At 31.5% G+C, this 17,080-nt stretch carries 10 protein-coding genes; all 10 read left to right on the forward strand.

Going from position 1 to position 17,080, the window contains the following annotated elements; genetic code table 11:
- Position 1 precedes the first annotated feature (1 nt).
- A complete protein-coding gene (locus BN853_RS02700) occupies positions 2–5,128 on the forward strand; it encodes a DEAD/DEAH box helicase (protein WP_030004408.1) in 5,127 nt (1,708 codons plus the stop codon).
- Positions 5,129–5,260: 132 nt separating this feature from the next.
- A complete protein-coding gene (locus tag BN853_RS02705) occupies positions 5,261–5,758 on the forward strand; it encodes an IS66 family transposase (protein WP_030004409.1) in 498 nt (165 codons plus the stop codon).
- 118 nt (positions 5,759–5,876) lie between these two features.
- A complete protein-coding gene (locus tag BN853_RS02710) occupies positions 5,877–6,143 on the forward strand; it encodes a hypothetical protein (RefSeq protein WP_030004410.1) in 267 nt (88 codons plus the stop codon).
- Between the two features lie 183 nt (positions 6,144–6,326).
- Positions 6,327–6,854 (forward strand): hypothetical protein, encoded by a 528-nt coding sequence (locus BN853_RS02715; RefSeq protein ID WP_030004411.1) that lies wholly within the window; start codon positions 6,327–6,329, stop codon positions 6,852–6,854.
- Between the two features lie 9 nt (positions 6,855–6,863).
- Entirely contained in the window at positions 6,864–11,396 is a 4,533-nt protein-coding gene (locus BN853_RS02720; RefSeq protein ID WP_030004412.1) for an AAA domain-containing protein, read from the forward strand.
- Entirely contained in the window at positions 11,393–13,549 is a 2,157-nt protein-coding gene (locus BN853_RS02725) for a hypothetical protein (RefSeq protein WP_030004413.1), read from the forward strand. Before BN853_RS02720 ends, BN853_RS02725 begins: the two co-directional genes overlap by 4 nt.
- Complete coding sequence (locus BN853_RS02730) at positions 13,546–14,616, forward strand: hypothetical protein (protein ID WP_030004414.1); 1,071 nt, start codon at positions 13,546–13,548, stop codon at positions 14,614–14,616. Before BN853_RS02725 ends, BN853_RS02730 begins: the two co-directional genes overlap by 4 nt.
- 11 nt (positions 14,617–14,627) lie before the next feature.
- Positions 14,628–16,451, forward strand: a complete 1,824-nt coding sequence (locus BN853_RS02735) for an AAA family ATPase (RefSeq protein WP_030004415.1) — start codon at positions 14,628–14,630, stop codon at positions 16,449–16,451.
- Position 16,452: 1 nt separating this feature from the next.
- Complete coding sequence (locus BN853_RS09190) at positions 16,453–16,656, forward strand: 4Fe-4S cluster-binding domain-containing protein (RefSeq protein ID WP_052591173.1); 204 nt, start codon at positions 16,453–16,455, stop codon at positions 16,654–16,656.
- The gene (locus BN853_RS02745; RefSeq protein WP_084232904.1) at positions 16,652–17,005 is read left to right on the forward strand and encodes a 4Fe-4S cluster-binding domain-containing protein; all 354 of its coding nucleotides are present in this window, start codon (positions 16,652–16,654) and stop codon (positions 17,003–17,005) included. The genes BN853_RS09190 and BN853_RS02745 overlap by 5 nt, the downstream gene beginning before the upstream one ends.
- The last annotated feature ends 75 nt before the right edge of the window (positions 17,006–17,080 follow it).

The following is a 17,080-nucleotide window of genomic DNA, read 5'->3' on the forward strand; positions in this document are numbered from 1 at the left end:
TATGTCAAACAATCTGGGCATTAAGAAGACACATGACACAATGGTAAATCGTCTTACAGAGTACATTACGAGTCAATACTTTGGGGATAATCAATTATTGTTAAGTGCATCCGATGAATTATTGAGGAAAGAAGGAATTCTATTTCGAAAGCCGTTTATAGAATCAAATCAATCTTATGTCAAAGTAAAAGACGGAATACGAAATGCTAACATAGATAGTAACACTAAAAATTTTCTTATATCTTTAATTGACAATAAACTGGGTGTATTCGATACACCTTTTAAGCATCAAGTAGAAGCTCTGGAAAGTTTTGCAGAAGGAAAGAACCTATTTGTAGCGACTGGTACAGGCTCTGGAAAAACTGAGTGTTTTATGTGGCCAATAATTTACAAATTAGTTTATGAGGCGATTCATAAAAAGAACACGTGGGAACAAAGAGGCGTTCGTACAATCGTTTTATACCCTATGAACGCACTTGTAACAGATCAAATTACAAGATTACGATCTATAATAGGTGACAGGGATAACAAATTCGTGGATATCTTAAGAGGTTTTTCACCAATCTCAAGAAGGCCACAGTTTGGTATGTACACAGGGAGAACACCTTATCCTGGTGATAGAGTTGATAAGAAGATAAACATAGATATTGCAAATTCTTATAGAGAAAGCTATTTGATTACTAAAGACTTAACTGCCATTCAAATAGAAGAACAAAGAAAGGATATAGAAGGCCTTAAAAAGATAAATAAGTATCCTTCTAAGAACATTGAAAAACTTGTTAAAGCATTAGAATCAAATAAACTAGAAGAGTATGATTCATCGGACGATGCAGAACTTATTTTACGATATGAAATGCAACAACAAACACCTGATATATTGATTACAAACTATTCTATGCTAGAGTTTATGTTAATTAGGAAAGTAGAGAATAAAATTTGGGATGATACAAAAAAGTGGTTAAGTCTGAACGATGAAAACAAGTTATTAATCATTATTGATGAGGCACACATGTACTCAGGAGCAAGTGGTGGTGAAGTAGCACTACTTGTTAGAAGATTATTTTCCAAGCTTGGTATAACACATGAAAAGGTTCAGTTTATTATGACTAGTGCAAGTATGCCAAATGAGGATGAAGAGGACAAAAAATACATTCATGCTTTCTCTGAAGACTTATCAGGTTGTAAATCTGGTAGTTTTGTATACTTGTTTGGTAATAAAGAAGTTATTAAAGTTAACGATAAAGTTCCATTTGATTTAAACACTTTGGCAAATTTAGATTTAGATGACACTATATTGGATGAAGTAACCATTGAAAAAAATATTTCTATTTTTGCCAACAATGTTTTTAAAGAGAATGTTTACAATGATCATAGGATATGGCTTTACGATAACATAACAAAATATGAACCTTTTAATAATTTGATAGAAAACTGTAGAGGTATCGCAACTTCATATGATGAATTACTAATAAAAACAGTAGGATCATCAACAGAAAAAGGAAGTAGAGCATTTGACAATCTACTGTTGTTAGCCCCCCTTGCAAAAGACATTAATGGCAATGTTTTATTCCCAGCTAGAATCCATCTATTTTTTCGAGGTCTTAACGGAATTTATGCATGTTTAAATCCAAACTGTGATTGTAAACACAAAGGTGATGGAATTAATATAGGAAATTTGTACACTACTAATTATAGTCAGTGTATTAAATGTTATTCAAAGGTCTATGAATTAGTGAATGATAGAAGATGTGGCTCGCTATTTATTAGAACATTTATTCATAAGAACGCTGTTAATGATTCACAAATAATGTGTTGGAACAAAAAAGGCATTGATGAGAACAACGTAATTATCGAGTTTCCATTGTATATAATTCCTAAAGATTACGATATTAGCAAGAGACCAAAAAACACTGAATTAGCTTATTTTGATTTTATTACGGGTAAATTGTATTCTTTTTTGATGAATGAAGAAACTTGTATAAAAGTTTTAAAAAGTAATGATTTTGAAGAGAACAATACTATTTTTAAAAGCTGTCCACATTGCGGGAAACGATTTAATTTTATTGGTCTATCAGATTTTAGAGTAAAAGGAAATATACCATTTTATAGTATTACAAAAGCACAATTTGACACTCAGCCGATGACAAAAACACCCAGTGAGTTTACACCTAATGGAGGAAAGAAGGTATTACTGTTTTCTGACTCACGACAATCTGCGGCAATACTTGCAAGGGACATGACAAAGGTAGCAGATACTGATTCATTTAGAAGAGCTATATTCTTGGCAATGAAAAAAATATATGATAATAATCAAAAGAATGAATTCCCATTAAATTATTTGTATCCAGCATTCGTAGAAGTATGTGTTGAGAATAAACTTAGATTTTTCTATGGAAAAGAACTTGATAAATTCGAAGTAGATAAAGCTAGATTTCTAAGTATTATAGAAAGATATAAAAAGATGGGCAAGGAAATAAACTATAGTAGATTACATAGTGAATTGAACACCCCTTGTGAAATGTATCAGGCGTATTTAATAGAGTTGTTTTGTAGTCCTACGGTGAGTTTCTCAAATCTTGGACTAGGATATATAGCACCAGTTGAAGAAAAACTGCAGGATATTCTTTTTGATTTAGATATAAGTACGTTAACCGATCTTAAATTCATTAAAATATTCTTGGCCTTTGTCACTCAAACTTTTACCGACTCGTTTTGCTTCGATAACACAGTATCAGAAAGTGTAAGAAAAGAAGTAAAATATATTAAGGGTAATAGATATGGATTCAACCGTTATGATTCTTATATGAATTCATATATCAAAAATGAGTATCCGAACGAATATGAGAAAATATATGAATCAATTGTTAAAGAATTTTACAGAAAAGAAAATGAGAACTATTTTTTAAATTTAGAGTTTGTTAAAGTGATTTTGACATATAAAAATGACAATAAATGGTTTAAATGTAGTAAATGTGGAAGTATTCATCCATTTAGTATAGGGAATAGTTGTTCTATTTGTGGTGATTCAATAATTTATGAGGAATATCCGCAGGACATTCGAAAAATAGACTATTGGAGAAAGCCAGTTATTAGCAACGATAATATAAAATCACTTAATACGGAAGAACATACCGCTCAATTATCATTTAAAGATCAAAAGGTTACAACATGGGCAAAAACAGAAGATTATGAAATGAGGTTTCAAGACGTTAATGTGGAAAGACCATCTAAAACCCCAATTGATATTTTGAGCTGTACAACAACGATGGAAGTTGGTATTGATATCGGTTCACTTACGGCGATAGGATTAAGAAATGTACCTCCACTTAGAGAGAATTATCAGCAAAGGGCTGGTCGAGCAGGTAGACGTGGTTCGTCAATTTCAACAATTTCTGTCTATGCACAAGGTGGGCCACATGACACATTTTATTTTAATTCACCAGATAAAATCATCAGGGGTAAACTAAGAAAACCTTGGATCGATGTTAAAAATGATAAAATTATATATCGTCATTTTAATCTTGTGTTATTCTCAAGATTTTTTGACAGCACATCTTATTCTTTATATGACATAACAATGGAGAAATTTAAAGAAATCTTTGACGATTTTATTAAATATGTTAAGGAGATTCAATTTAGCGAGGTTGAAGTTAATGAATACTTTATTAATCATAGCATTGAAGTCTTTAAGATAAAACTTGCCAATGATTTGGATAATTTTGTTTCAAGCCAAATAGAAGATAGTAGAAAGATATTTGATGCCTTGTTTGAAACAGGAATATTACCTACATACTCATTTCCATTGGATGTCATCGAATTCAACATCGAAGATAGTGAAGGGCATATAAAACTTGCCCCTCAAAGAGGTATTGATGTTGCATTAAGCGAATATGCACCAGGTAGAACAATTGTCGTTGATAAAAAGACATACAAATCAGCAGGAATATATACTCCCTCAAGACTTAAGGGCACTATAAACTTTTTAAAACCTGCTGAACCATACTTTAGAGAGGAAAATGGTTATTATAAAACGATACATGTCTGTCTAAATCCGATATGCGGATGGTTTAGCAAAGAAAAACCTCATAACGGAAAATGCCCATTTTGTGGTGAGAGTTTACGGCTTGAATCGGAAAAGAAAATGCTAATTCCATGGGGATTTGCTCCATTGAATGCAAGAGATATTCCTGAAAGTGAAGCGGAAACGGAGTTTTCATATTCTGATGAACCATGTTACTCTGCGACGCCTTCTGGTGACCTAAGAAGAACTAATTACTCAAAACTTTCGGTATCTAATAGAAAAAATGAAGAAATCATTATTATGAACAAAGGTATAGAAGAAAATGGATTTGATGTGTGTAGAGATTGTGGTGCAGCACAACCAAGAGGGACAAAAACATTAAAAGAGAATGGTATAGGTGCACCGTTTACTAGTAAAGGAAATAGAGTAAGTTGTAATCATAAAAATGTTGAAGAGGGGATTTACTTAGGAACTCGTTTTAGAACTGATATGTTTTTCATGCAGATTGAGCTTGATAAAGAGAAAATCAGTGATAGAAATGTAATATTAAAATCTGCCTCGGTAACATTGTGTGAAGCTATGAAACTTGCAACAAGTAGAATTTTAGATATTTCATATAATGACTTAACCATAGGTTCAAGAATTAGAACAAATGGGAAATTAAAAATCATTGATATATACTTCTATGATAGCCTATCAAGTGGAGCTGGATACTCATCTCAAATAGAATCATATTTAGATGAGATAATTACAAACACATTTGACATCTTAGGTAACAATGACGATAGAGATATTTGCAATTATTGGAATCAAAGAGTACAATATCTATTTAATAAACAACTAGCTTTTGATCTATTGTATTGGATGACTGAAGCGAAAGTGCCTAGTAAATTTACACAAGAAGAAACATTGGTCTTATCTAAACCATTAGTGAATATCATGCAAAATGAATTTAAAGCTATGTGTGAGATTTACAATAATAATGTGATTATAAATGCAAAAAAATATGAGATAATTAGAGCACTCCAAAGGAAAACCGGTAATGAAATCACTGATTTTGAGATAATTCAGGAACTTCCTACTTTAATTGAACAGATATGTAATTAAACAAATGCAAAGTTATTTTTGATGTATTGGAAACATTTTTGAGAATTTTTGTGAGCGTTTAAAATAACCCGTTCTTCCAATGACGTTTGACAAATACTACAATATCTATAAAAAGATAAGGCGGTATTTGATATGGCAAAAGCATACGATCAAACATTCAAAAATAAGATAATAAAAGAACGACTAAGTGGATTAAGCGTTAAATCAATTTCAATCAAACATGGTGTTTCTGTTTCGGTGACTGGTAAGGCGGTTAGCTGTAGTTTAAAAAACAAAGTCGAACTAATGACTTATTTAAGTGACGGTCATATCCCAATCGATAATAATTTAGATGAGCGAGGTATTAAGCCTTTCGTGATTAACCGAAAGAACTTCTTATTCTCTAATACTGAAAAAGGTGCAGAAGCATCAAGCATGTATATGAGCATCATTCAAACAGCAAAAACAAACGGACTAGACACAAATAAGTACTTGGCGTACCTATTTGAAAACCTTTATAAGATTCAGATCTTTGAAAGTGACTATCAAGACCCAGTCAAATTAGACGATAAATTTAAGATAATGGCGCATTTGCTCCCATGGGATGACAACATCAAGACACAATTTAAAATGAAAGAAACCTCTAGATAGCCGAAATTCGGCCCTAGAGGTTTTTACTTTATATGAGACGTGCTATTTTAAACGCTCACAAATAACCGTAGCTACTGAACTTGTTAATAATTTAATCAGTGATAACGCAAAGACCAATATGAGCTTAGAAGAATATGATAGAAGATACAGTGAACTAACAATAAGATATGACGAGCTAGAAAATAAGAATGAGGAACTCATCAATAAAAGAGATGACAAAAAAGCTCGGGTTTATATCATGAAAGAGTTTCTATCTAATTTAAAACATGCCAAAGATAAAATGTCGGAATGTAATAATTCGTTCTTTACAAAGATGGTTGAGAGTGGCATGGTACATAGAGATGAAACGATAACATTTAAATTGAAGAATGGTTTTGAAGTATAAACCAAATGTGTATAAGTAGAAATTGATTAAGAAATCTAATAGCAATAAAAAACGCATATAAGAGTATAAAATAGTCTAAAACAGTCTAATAAAAAAATTATTTTTAGATTTTATTAATAATTCTTGTTTCTAAAAAAATATAATAGTATAATAGAATTATAATGTAATAAAGAGGTGTTTAAAATGATTCAATCAAAACTATTTGAACGTCTTGTCACCAAGTTTTCGATTAAGGTAAACGATTTGGCTAGATACTTAGAAGTGAGTAAAGCAACGATATATAACTATCGTAATTTTGATTCGTTTGATCAAATCCCAAACGATAAGCAATACAAAATATTTTATTTGTTTGGGAAAGAAAATGTGAATGAATTATCTCGTCTTTTAGATGAAAATGATAAAAACGTCTTAGTCAAGTATTCGGAAAGAATTGATAGTATTTTTCAAGACAAAGAAGAAAAAGCTTCTCACGATACGATTGCGATTGAAACACTTCAAAAAAGACTGAATGAAGCTACCGCACAATTAGATTCATGCCGAAACATTACCGCAATTGCTATGAAGCTTGAACATTTAGATGACATTACAAAAAAAGTGATCATTGATAAAGTCTCTGAAATTACCTGCGAAATGAACTCACTAGAAATTAAGAATTTTTTAGATTATCTGCAAGTGTATGCAGTATATTCTAAAAATGCTTTAAGGAAGTAGGTGGACATTTTGCCGGTTATTTTTTTAGATTTTTATACAAACTTAGAAGCGAAAGAAAAAAACAATTATAAAAACAAAAACATATACAGCACACCTTTGATGGAACAATTTGAACTCATAAATAATAGACTACCTTTAAATACAAGATTTAGTGATATAAGGTCTTTTGTTGAGAATGCATTTCCATCAGGATTAACAAAGAGGTACTATATTTCTTGCCCGAATTATAAAAGAGAAGTAATACAACGTACAACTGCAAGCTTTTTAAGAAATGTTGTTCTTAGAGCCGATGGCTCTGAACTATCCAAAAGACTACCAAACAATATGAGTGTTATATTAATTGGAGATATCATTGAAGGTGGAAAGCTGAAGATGCTATCCGTTAAAGGCATAGAACTCATCGATGAAGGTTTTACGAAATATGGTGAAACACTAATTATGAACTCTTACGCTTGTTCTGCATTTCAAAAGCACACATGGTCAATTCAACACATCGATTACAATGAAACCTATTTTACGCCTAATACAATACTTAACTTGATAGAAACGAACTATCCAGTTAAAAACTATGATACTGTCATCAAGTTCTATGATAAATGGGATAATTACTTGAAGTTTAGAGAATATTATTTGAACACACAAACGCAAAGACACTTTCCTATCTCCCATGTAGAATATAAAGAAGCATACTCAATCAATAGAAGAAGATATCAAAGAAACAAAGAATTGTATGACGCCAACCTACTTGATTCACATCACGATTTTTCAAAAGGCGAACTCATCATTTTAGAAAAAGAACTTGATGATACCGAACCATACCATCTAATTAGAGTAGATATTGATTACAATCGACTTAAATATTTTGAAGAGACGGTTGAGAAAAATGAACGAAAAAAAAATAAGATTGAAACGAGCATTCGTTCTTTTGCACGCGATAACTTAGCGTTATCAGATGTTCCTCCAAAAAACGAGAAGTATAACGAGCAATTAAGAAACAGTTTTCAATTGGAACAACGATTCAAAATTATAAAAAGCGAAATTGAGCCTGATTGCGCTGATCTTGAACAAAAACATGCGAAAATGATCAAAGAACAATTAGCTGCAATCGATGCTGTTTATCAACGGAAAATTGAAAGTGAAACATCAACAGCTTTAACAATCAAAGAACAAGAGTTATCAAACGCTTTAAAATCAGAACTGGATGAGTACACTACTTTATTGAACAATCAACTTAATAATGATGTAAGAGAAATGAATGACAGCGTTATTAAGCAAAAGTATAACGATGCAGTTGATAGATTAAAAAAACAATTGAAAAAGGATTATGATCAGCAGTTAAACGCACTTAATCAAAAACTTAAAAAAGAAAAGAATAAAGACAAGCAAGAAACTATAAGAAGCCAGATGAGCGAGCTTAAAAAAGCATATGAGAATAATGTTGAACAGGCATATCAAAACGTTGACATTAAGCAAATGTTTGTTGATAGAAATGAAGGTTTGGTTCAATCAAGAAGAGTCGAATTACAAACTCAACAAAAACATAATCTTAATGAGTTCGCTAAAAATTTCCAACAACAACGAATCAATCATTATCAAGATGTAATAAGAAAAGATAAGAATACTAAGAAACAAGAACTTGAAGAAGAATTAAGAAAGCAAATAGCCAAGCGTGTCAGGGAAGAATCAATTGTTCGCTTTTCACTTTATTTCAAAACGGATCCAGAAAACCAGTATGGTGTTGTAAATACGCTTCATAATAAGAAGTATCGCCATCTTATATATAATAATCGAGCTGAACAGGCAAAAATCGATAGACAAAGAAATGCACTTGAATCATTTTTTGAAGGCAATGTAAAGAATCCATATTTATCTACTTTTCTCTTTTCTCCAGAAGATCTAAGTCCGAACTTATACCAAAATCGTGATTGGAACTGGTTTTTAGAAAAACTAAACGACAAACAAAAAGAAGCTGTCAAAAGAGCCGTTACTAGTAATGGTGTGTTTTTACTACAGGGCCCTCCAGGAACAGGTAAAACTCAAGTTATTGCTGAAATAGTAGGTCATCTTGTTAAAGATGGTAAAAAGGTTTTAATTTCTAGTGAAACCCATAAGGCAATTGATAATGTCTTTGAACGCTTACCAAAAATTGCAGAGATTAGACCCATTCGACTCATGACATCCCAATCAGGAAAAGACAGTGATTTTAGTCCTGAAAATTTAGTAGATAACTTATATTACAATATTGCTGAACAGATGAAAAAGACCATTAGATCATATGAGAACTTTACTGAATATAAAGAAAAATTTAATCTTGACTTTAAAGAACTAAAAGTTCTAAATCAAATACTAACTAAGAACAAAATGAAAAGCGATGAAATTTCTCAAAAAATCACTGACTTTGAAAAGTCATTTGATGAGTTGAAAGAAGAACGAAGCTCAATTGTTGATAAAAAAGAAGCATATGTTTATGAGAAAGATAAATATTTCAACACTTACAAAAGAATTCAAAATCATCTATTTAGTTTTGATGAGGATCTAGACATGCAAAGCATTGATGAATACAAGAAAGCAATCGAAAAAGCAGTTGATAGTTCTGTTTTTAATATTGCTAATACGGATGATTTCATAAGAACAGTCTTTAATGCTAAACCCCAAGAAATAGTCAGTGAATTAAGCCAAATTCAATCAAATAAAATATCATATGAACTTCAAGAACAAAAGAAAGAGTTGGGGATAAGAATTCTTGAGTTACTTGATCAAAATGATGAAAAATCAATTGAAACTCGCAGACAAAAACAAAAAGAGTATCTTGAAATAAACGATAAAATCAAGAGTTTAGATGACAATTTAGATTTATCAGAAATGACCATTGGTAGAATATATAATCCAAATTGGTTAAGTGCAAATCATAAAGTCGCTGTCGAACATTTAGAAAAAATTCAAACGACAATGTTAAAGATGAAAAATGACATTACCAGTCAATTAAATGCTCAAATCCAAAAACAAGCGGACAAGATTATCATGATGAACAACAAATTGATTGAGCTTGATTCAAAACTCAAGGATATCTCTAATATCATTTCGGAATTACGTGAAGATCAGTCTTATCATGATTATCAAGACAGTAAAAACAAGCTAGAAATCAAACTCGAAAACTTCTTTAAGCAGTTTGATGTTGTTGCTAACTACAAATCTATAGATGAAGCACTTAATGTGATTCAATTTGAGTGGGAAGACTTAGAATTGAATTTTAAAGAAAAAGAAAAAGAGAATCAAACAAAAATACCTGTATATAAAAAAATCAGCGACTATATTCAAAAAGAAGAAATTATACTAGAAGATAGAAAACATTATACGAAGCCATTGTTTGATACAGTAAATTTGTTTGGAACAACTACAACAAGCCGTGACAGGTTTGATGAAAAATCTATGAATGAACTTGAAGCATATAATCTTGGAGAACTTGACTTAAGAAAACAAGGTATAGATGTCGTTATCATTGATGAGGTCAGCAAATCTAGTTTTATTGAATTACTCATTCCTATTTTATATGGAAAGACAGTTATCTTGGTTGGTGATCATCGCCAACTACCGCCGATGTATGAATATCGCAATTTTAGAGATGAGGATTATGAAGGACTTGATCCAAATATCATTAATTCAGCTATTAATAGGCGATATATTTCTATGTATGAGGAGAGTTTCTTTAAAACTTTGTTTGAAAAAGTACCTAACGATTATAAAATTATGCTCACTAAGCAATATAGAAGTCACGAGCATATTATGAATGTATTCAATCACTTTTATAATAAAAATCTTGAACTCGGTGACATTGCCCAAAACAGCAACAAAAAGCATTATTTAAATATTGAAGGGAATCAAAGATTAATTATTGAGCAAGACAAACATATTTATTTTGTTGACAGTAAAGACTATGAAAATCGTTCTGAAGATTCAACATCTATTCAAAACAAAGGTGAAGCAGATATAATTACTGAACTCTTAAGAAAGATTGATGAAGGATATCAAAAAAACAAAGATTTTAACCCAAGAATCAATAAGCATCAACGCATTGATGAGCGTATGAGTATTGGTGTAATTTGTACGTATGGAGATCAAGCACGTCTTATTAAACAAAGACTAAAGGCGAACAAACTAACAAGTTTCAAATCATTTAATGAAAAAAGCGATTCTAGATTAATCATAAGTACTGTTGATGATTTTCAAGGTGATGAAAGAGATATTATCATCGTGTCTTTGGTTCGAAATCCAATAGATCCAAGTCGAAGTAATCCAGATTTTATTAAAGCATATCAAAGAATCAATGTCGCATTTTCAAGAGCCAGAAGATTACTCATTATTGTTGGAAGCAAAGATTACTTAATTCGTAAAGGGGTCATTGATTTACCTGATGTTATGGGCGATTCAAATAATGATCAAAAGAATTTTAGAGTGTATGAGAAAGTAATTGATACGATTAAAATATATGGCAAAGTATTAGATGATGTTGATATCATCAAAGAAAGGGGGAGTAACAAGTGAGCATCTTTAAATTTGAAACGTCTTTCCCTTTTCCCATTGTAAAGGTAACAACATTAATTCATCATACAGAAGTATCTAAACCTACGGGTGTAAGTTATATTATCTTAGTGTTAATAAATGAATCAGCGAACAAAAAAGAAAAATTAAGTAATTTATTAATCCAATTTGGCGTCCCTGTAGACTTACATGGGATATTTGCAGATGAGATATATAAGTTGATCCATGAACTAGAAATCATTAAATGTAAACCCTATGAGTATAATAGAACTCACTTTTCAGAGTATTTAGTAGGGAACTTTGTTTTTACTGAAAAAGGGAAAAAAGTTTTTAGAGACGAGTTAATTCCAGCTGCAAAATCGATTGAATCAAAACAAGAAGTATTTTATGATCCTGCTCAAAATCTATTGATGGATAAGATTCCTTCAGATTGGAAAATTGGTCGAATCGATAGTTCCATACTTCCGAATAAATTGGCAGAGAAGTTCGAGTATAAAAACATAAACCAGTTAGAAGACTATCTCAATAGCGTCAAAGGAAAAGGAATCATTGTTAAAAAGGATGAAATCATTACAGATGTTTCTATCATGAGCAATGAATACTTTTATACAACATATCCGATAACATTATCGATAGATAGTAAAAATCATTCAATTGATTTTGATTTTGGAAATCGTCAGTTGCAAACTTTCTTTGAAACATACTATGATAGTAAGTTAATTGCAGACGGTCTAGGTGTCAAAAGAAAGTTTAAGTTTAAGGGTAATCAGCCAGCATTATTAGATGCTAAAGTGATTGAACAAGGTATTTTGATGTTACCTGAAGATTATCAAGAAATCTTAAATAAAACAGCATCAGTCATAATCACAAAATCAAATTACATGCCTAAACAAACAACACATGTCATCCAAGCCAGTTCGCTTATATCAAGGATTAACTCGAATATTGAGACAATTCACATCAGCGGTCAAGAAAAAATAAATGCATATATGCCTGTCCAAATACCTCTAATCAACAAGTCAACAAAAGGGAATATAAACATTAATCTGTTAGTTGAAGTCACATTTAAGGATGATGAGAGAAAAGCGATGACAAATGGTCTGATGGAGATTTTTAAGACTTATTCTATTGAAAATGCAAAAGAATGTATACATATCTTCAAAACTCTAAATGATAGACAATCTCTAGAATTGATGATGGATAAATACATTACTAAAGATGCCGAAGAAAGTATTAACATACTAAAAGAAATTAAAGATACAACTGACATCACATTTATCAAGGATTGGTTTAACCGAAAGGTACAGAATTTATTTGATGAATACTTCAAGACCTTACCGATAAAAACGATAGAACATCAGATTGCTATAGGTGGCTGGTTAATTAAACTCCTGAACATACAAAATATCACGATGATTCACAAAATTATTGAAAGCAATCCCAATGTAGAGAATGAGAAACTGTTTCAATTATTAGAATCTCTCAATTATTCACTCAATGATATTTTTTCTCAAATCAATATTTTGAAAGAGTTCACCCAAAAAATCATCAATAATGAAAAAATAAATACAATAGGTAACTTTTCAAATTTGATTAAGACAATCCAGTTTAGTTTGAATCAACTGAGGGGATTAACAGATATTAGAAAACCTTACGAGTTCGTCATTAAGGAAGATATCGACCGAACGAAGTTTCAAGAGGTTTACAGCGGATTTTCTACTAAACTTGAAGAATTGCTCAAGTATGAGAAATTTGATGTCAGTGCATTTACAGAACTTAAAGAATTTGATAAGCATTTAAAGTATTTAAGTCGCGTGTTTACAGAAGAGAAAAATGCAACTAATAATCCCAAAGGTATTGATCAATCATTTATCACATCGAAGATTAACAAAAAAGAGCACTTCACTGCCATTGTATATCTTTTTGCAAAACTCGAGTGGATACTTAAGAATCAGTATAAGCTAAGTGGTAACACTGAATCTATGATTAATGAACTCAAAGATGCGGAAGAATTGAAAGAGTTCGTTCCTGAATTGCATCAATTAAGAAAAACAAGAAATAGTTTGATTCATCCAACTAGTGCCGAGGTAGTTATCGATTCTGGTAATATAACCAAATGGTCAGATATTGTATTTAAGGAGGTATTGAAAGCATGAGTCATGTAGCAACAATTAACTATGAAGCACTATCCATAGAGGCTAAAGCAACATGTGAACAGGCGCTTAAACAATTATGCAAAATTGATGAACTACTTGCAAGAATTAAAGATAAAGCTAGTATGCTTATCACGGATAGAGTTCGTTCTTATGAATCGTTTTTAAAAAAAGAACAAGCAAATATTACAGCTGAGCTCAATCAAATCATTTCCAAAGCAAATGCAAAAACTAGAGAAGCTAGTATAGCAAGTAATGCGAATAACTTATCAAAGATAGTTGATAATTTAACCTCATATCGCTTAAATGCGATGGAAGATTTAATCAATGATGAACTTATTAATGCTACAAATAGACATCAACAATCGCTAAGTAATCAAGCACTAGGCATTATTAGTATTAGTCAAGATATTTTAAAAAAACTTGAAACAATTGATGACTTCATGTTAAGAGAAAGTATCTATCAAGTTGCATTGCAAGGTGAAAACGTAAATAAGTCATGGACAGAATTACAACTACTAGGAAAAAACCGATTGAATGCGCAACTAAAAACATCACTTGAAAAGCATAAAGATAAAATCATGTTGGAAATCCAAAAAGAGCTTAAAGATGCTAAAGTAGATGTTCAAGTGATTGAAAACATCTCTTCATCAAAGATCCAAAATATATCTGATATAGAAACTTTTCGTAATAAAGCAACTTCAGAAATTATTGGAGAATCTGTTCGCAAAGAAACCTTGAAAGTTATTATGAAGACCGTTGAAACACGAGGGTTTATTGTTGATAAGAAGAATATAAAAATTGACCGTGAAAAGAATGAAGTAAGGTTTATTGCTCAAAAGGTTAGTGGTGAAAGAGCAGAGTTTCGTATTTATTTGGATGGCAAATTTATCTATAAGTTTGATGGCTACGAAGGTCAAGCATGTCAAAAAGACATTGAGCCTTTCATGAAGGATTTGGCGGATATTTATGATATTAAAGTTGTTAAACAAGTCGATAATTGGAGTAACCCAGATAAAAATCAATCGATGAAGTATCAAACAGTTAATAAAAATAAGGGAACGAATTAGGAGGGGTATTTATGTCAATACTAACGAGTTTTAATCGCATCAAACGAGAAACTGGGATTAAAAGAGCTGTTGTAATTGAAGGCAATGTTGGAGACGTATTTTTAAATGACAAAAAACGCATTGTCACTCTAAAAGACTATTTAATGGATATGCTTAAAGATATGGCATATGAAGATGTAATCTATTGGGATAGAGTCGATGGTGTTGATGGCGACTTGACAAAACTTGATCTCGTTGATGATGTTGAAGTTAAAGGCGATACTTATGAATTTGATGATGAAGAAGACGATAAAAAAACAGGGTCTGGTCTATTTAAGAAACCTGCGGAAATCTTTAATCTAGTCTTCAAGAATATGATTAATCCAAAAAGAAAAGTAGCTTTTGTACTCAATTGGGCAGACTATCTATTTGGCAATGGGAATCAATTGATGGATGATGAAAGAGAGTATTTAACATTATTAGGAAAAGCTATCAAAGATCGTAAAGTTGACTATCTATCAGAAGATACTAACGGAAGTGTAGTTATTTTAATCGCAAATAAATTATCGATGTTTCCAATCTCTTTTTACCAATCTAACCCAGAAGTGACAACGATTACCCTACAAAAGCCTGATCGTTTAGAAAGGGAAGAAATGCTTGCTAAGATTGAAACAGCTTTTGATGTTAAGCTAAAACCAGGCGAAACTCTTCTTACGAGTGAGAAAAAAAGTGAGTATATTGATATGCTCGATGATTTTACAAATCGTGAGATTATTCAACTTTCAAAACTATCTAGAAAAGAAGGTAAGATGACCTTCAATAAGCTTTTTTACCTGTTTAAATATGGTGAAAAAGATAATCCTTGGGAAAAACTGGATTATAACGATGTTAAAAACATCAAGAAAAAGTTATCCGAACGCGTTGTTGGTCAAGATGAAGCCATCGAAAAGATTGAAAAGATCATCGTTAAAGCATATATGGGTTTAACTGGTCTTCATAAATCATCAAGTCGTTCGATGCCTAAAGGAATCTTATTCTTCGTTGGACCTACTGGAGTAGGTAAAACAGAGTTATCTAAAACTTTAGCACAATTCTTATTCGGTGACGATCAAGCATGTATTCGTTTTGATATGAGCGAATATGGGACTGACAACTCCGATCAAAAATTAATTGGAGCACCTCCAGGATATGTAGGATATGAGGAAGGTGGCAGATTGACAAATGCCATTAAGGAAAAACCTTTTAGTGTCATACTTTTTGATGAAATTGAAAAAGCAGCCAAGCCTAATCCAAGAATCCTAGATATATTTTTACAAATCCTAGAAGATGGACGTTTAACTGACAGTAAAGGTGAAACGGTCTATTTCAGCGAGAGCATCATCATTTTCACATCTAACCTAGGTGCAAGTGAAGTTAAACCTTCATCTAATCATGAAGAAGTAGCAAAAGAATTCATCACAATCGTTAAAAACTATTTTGACAATGAAATCAAAAGACCAGAGCTTCTTGGTCGTATAGGGTATAACAATATTGTACCGTTCAATTTCATTCAAGACAAAGAATTCATGGTGAAGATTGCTCGTTCAAAACTTAGACCGATTCAAATGGGTATATTGGAAAAATATCGCATTGATCTTGTTTTTGAAGATGAACTGAAGTTTGTTAACTATATTTTAAGTGATGCGGATATTACCAAAGGTGGCCGTGACATTCTTAATGCTATTAATGATAAGTTACTAGATGAACTTGCGATGTATCTATTTAAAAACAAACAAGAACTAACTGCTCTTAAAGGTCAATCAATACTAGTTAAGACAAATAACAAAGGATTGGAATTTAGTTTTGAAGTCGAGTAAGTTGTTATTTAATATTGCAAGAATCAACTTATGCACAGAAGCAGAAGGTCCTCATAAACGAATGGCCATTTGGTTTCAAGGTTGCACGATAGGGTGTCCAGGATGTTGTAATCCTGAGTTACAAGAGATGAAACAGGCTCACATCATGTCGTTACAAGAAATCATAGATATAGCAAAAAAATCTAAAAAAGAAAAATGCTATTGAGGGAGTAACGTTCTTAGGTGGAGAACCAACACTTCAAAAACATTTAGCTGAACTGTCGAATGAACTCCACAATGTTGATTTAGGAGTAATTTTGTTTACAGGTTATAAGATAAGACAGCTGAAAGAGTCTTTGATATCTTCAGTTGATCTAATTATTGATGGTCAGTTTATTGAAAGTGAAATCGATAAAGTAAGAAACCTTGTTGGATCTACTAATCAAACTTTTTATCATGTAAGCCAAAGATACATTAATGAAATGGATTGGTTTGTGAAAAAAAGGGATTTCCTTGTAGATATAAATATTTCTGAGAACTTTCTAATTACTGGTGACTTTGTGATCAAAAAGTAGATTACTATGAATTGTTTTGGTCAATAGAATTTATGAATTAAAAATACAGTATAGTTTTATAAATTAAATTGTCAG

Origin of the sequence: Paracholeplasma brassicae, assembly GCF_000967915.1 — a bacterium.
In the GTDB taxonomy this organism is placed as follows: Bacteria; Bacillota_I; Bacilli_A; order Acholeplasmatales; family UBA5453; genus Paracholeplasma; species Paracholeplasma brassicae.

Coding starts and splice junctions, on each gene's coding strand:
- BN853_RS02700 (WP_030004408.1), top strand. CDS start 2: ATGTCAAACAATCTGGGCATTAAGAAGACACATGACACAATGGTAAAT.
- BN853_RS02705 (WP_030004409.1), top strand. CDS start 5,261: ATGGCAAAAGCATACGATCAAACATTCAAAAATAAGATAATAAAAGAA.
- BN853_RS02710 (WP_030004410.1), top strand. CDS start 5,877: ATGAGCTTAGAAGAATATGATAGAAGATACAGTGAACTAACAATAAGA.
- BN853_RS02715 (WP_030004411.1), top strand. CDS start 6,327: ATGATTCAATCAAAACTATTTGAACGTCTTGTCACCAAGTTTTCGATT.
- BN853_RS02730 (WP_030004414.1), top strand. CDS start 13,546: ATGAGTCATGTAGCAACAATTAACTATGAAGCACTATCCATAGAGGCT.
- BN853_RS02735 (WP_030004415.1), top strand. CDS start 14,628: ATGTCAATACTAACGAGTTTTAATCGCATCAAACGAGAAACTGGGATT.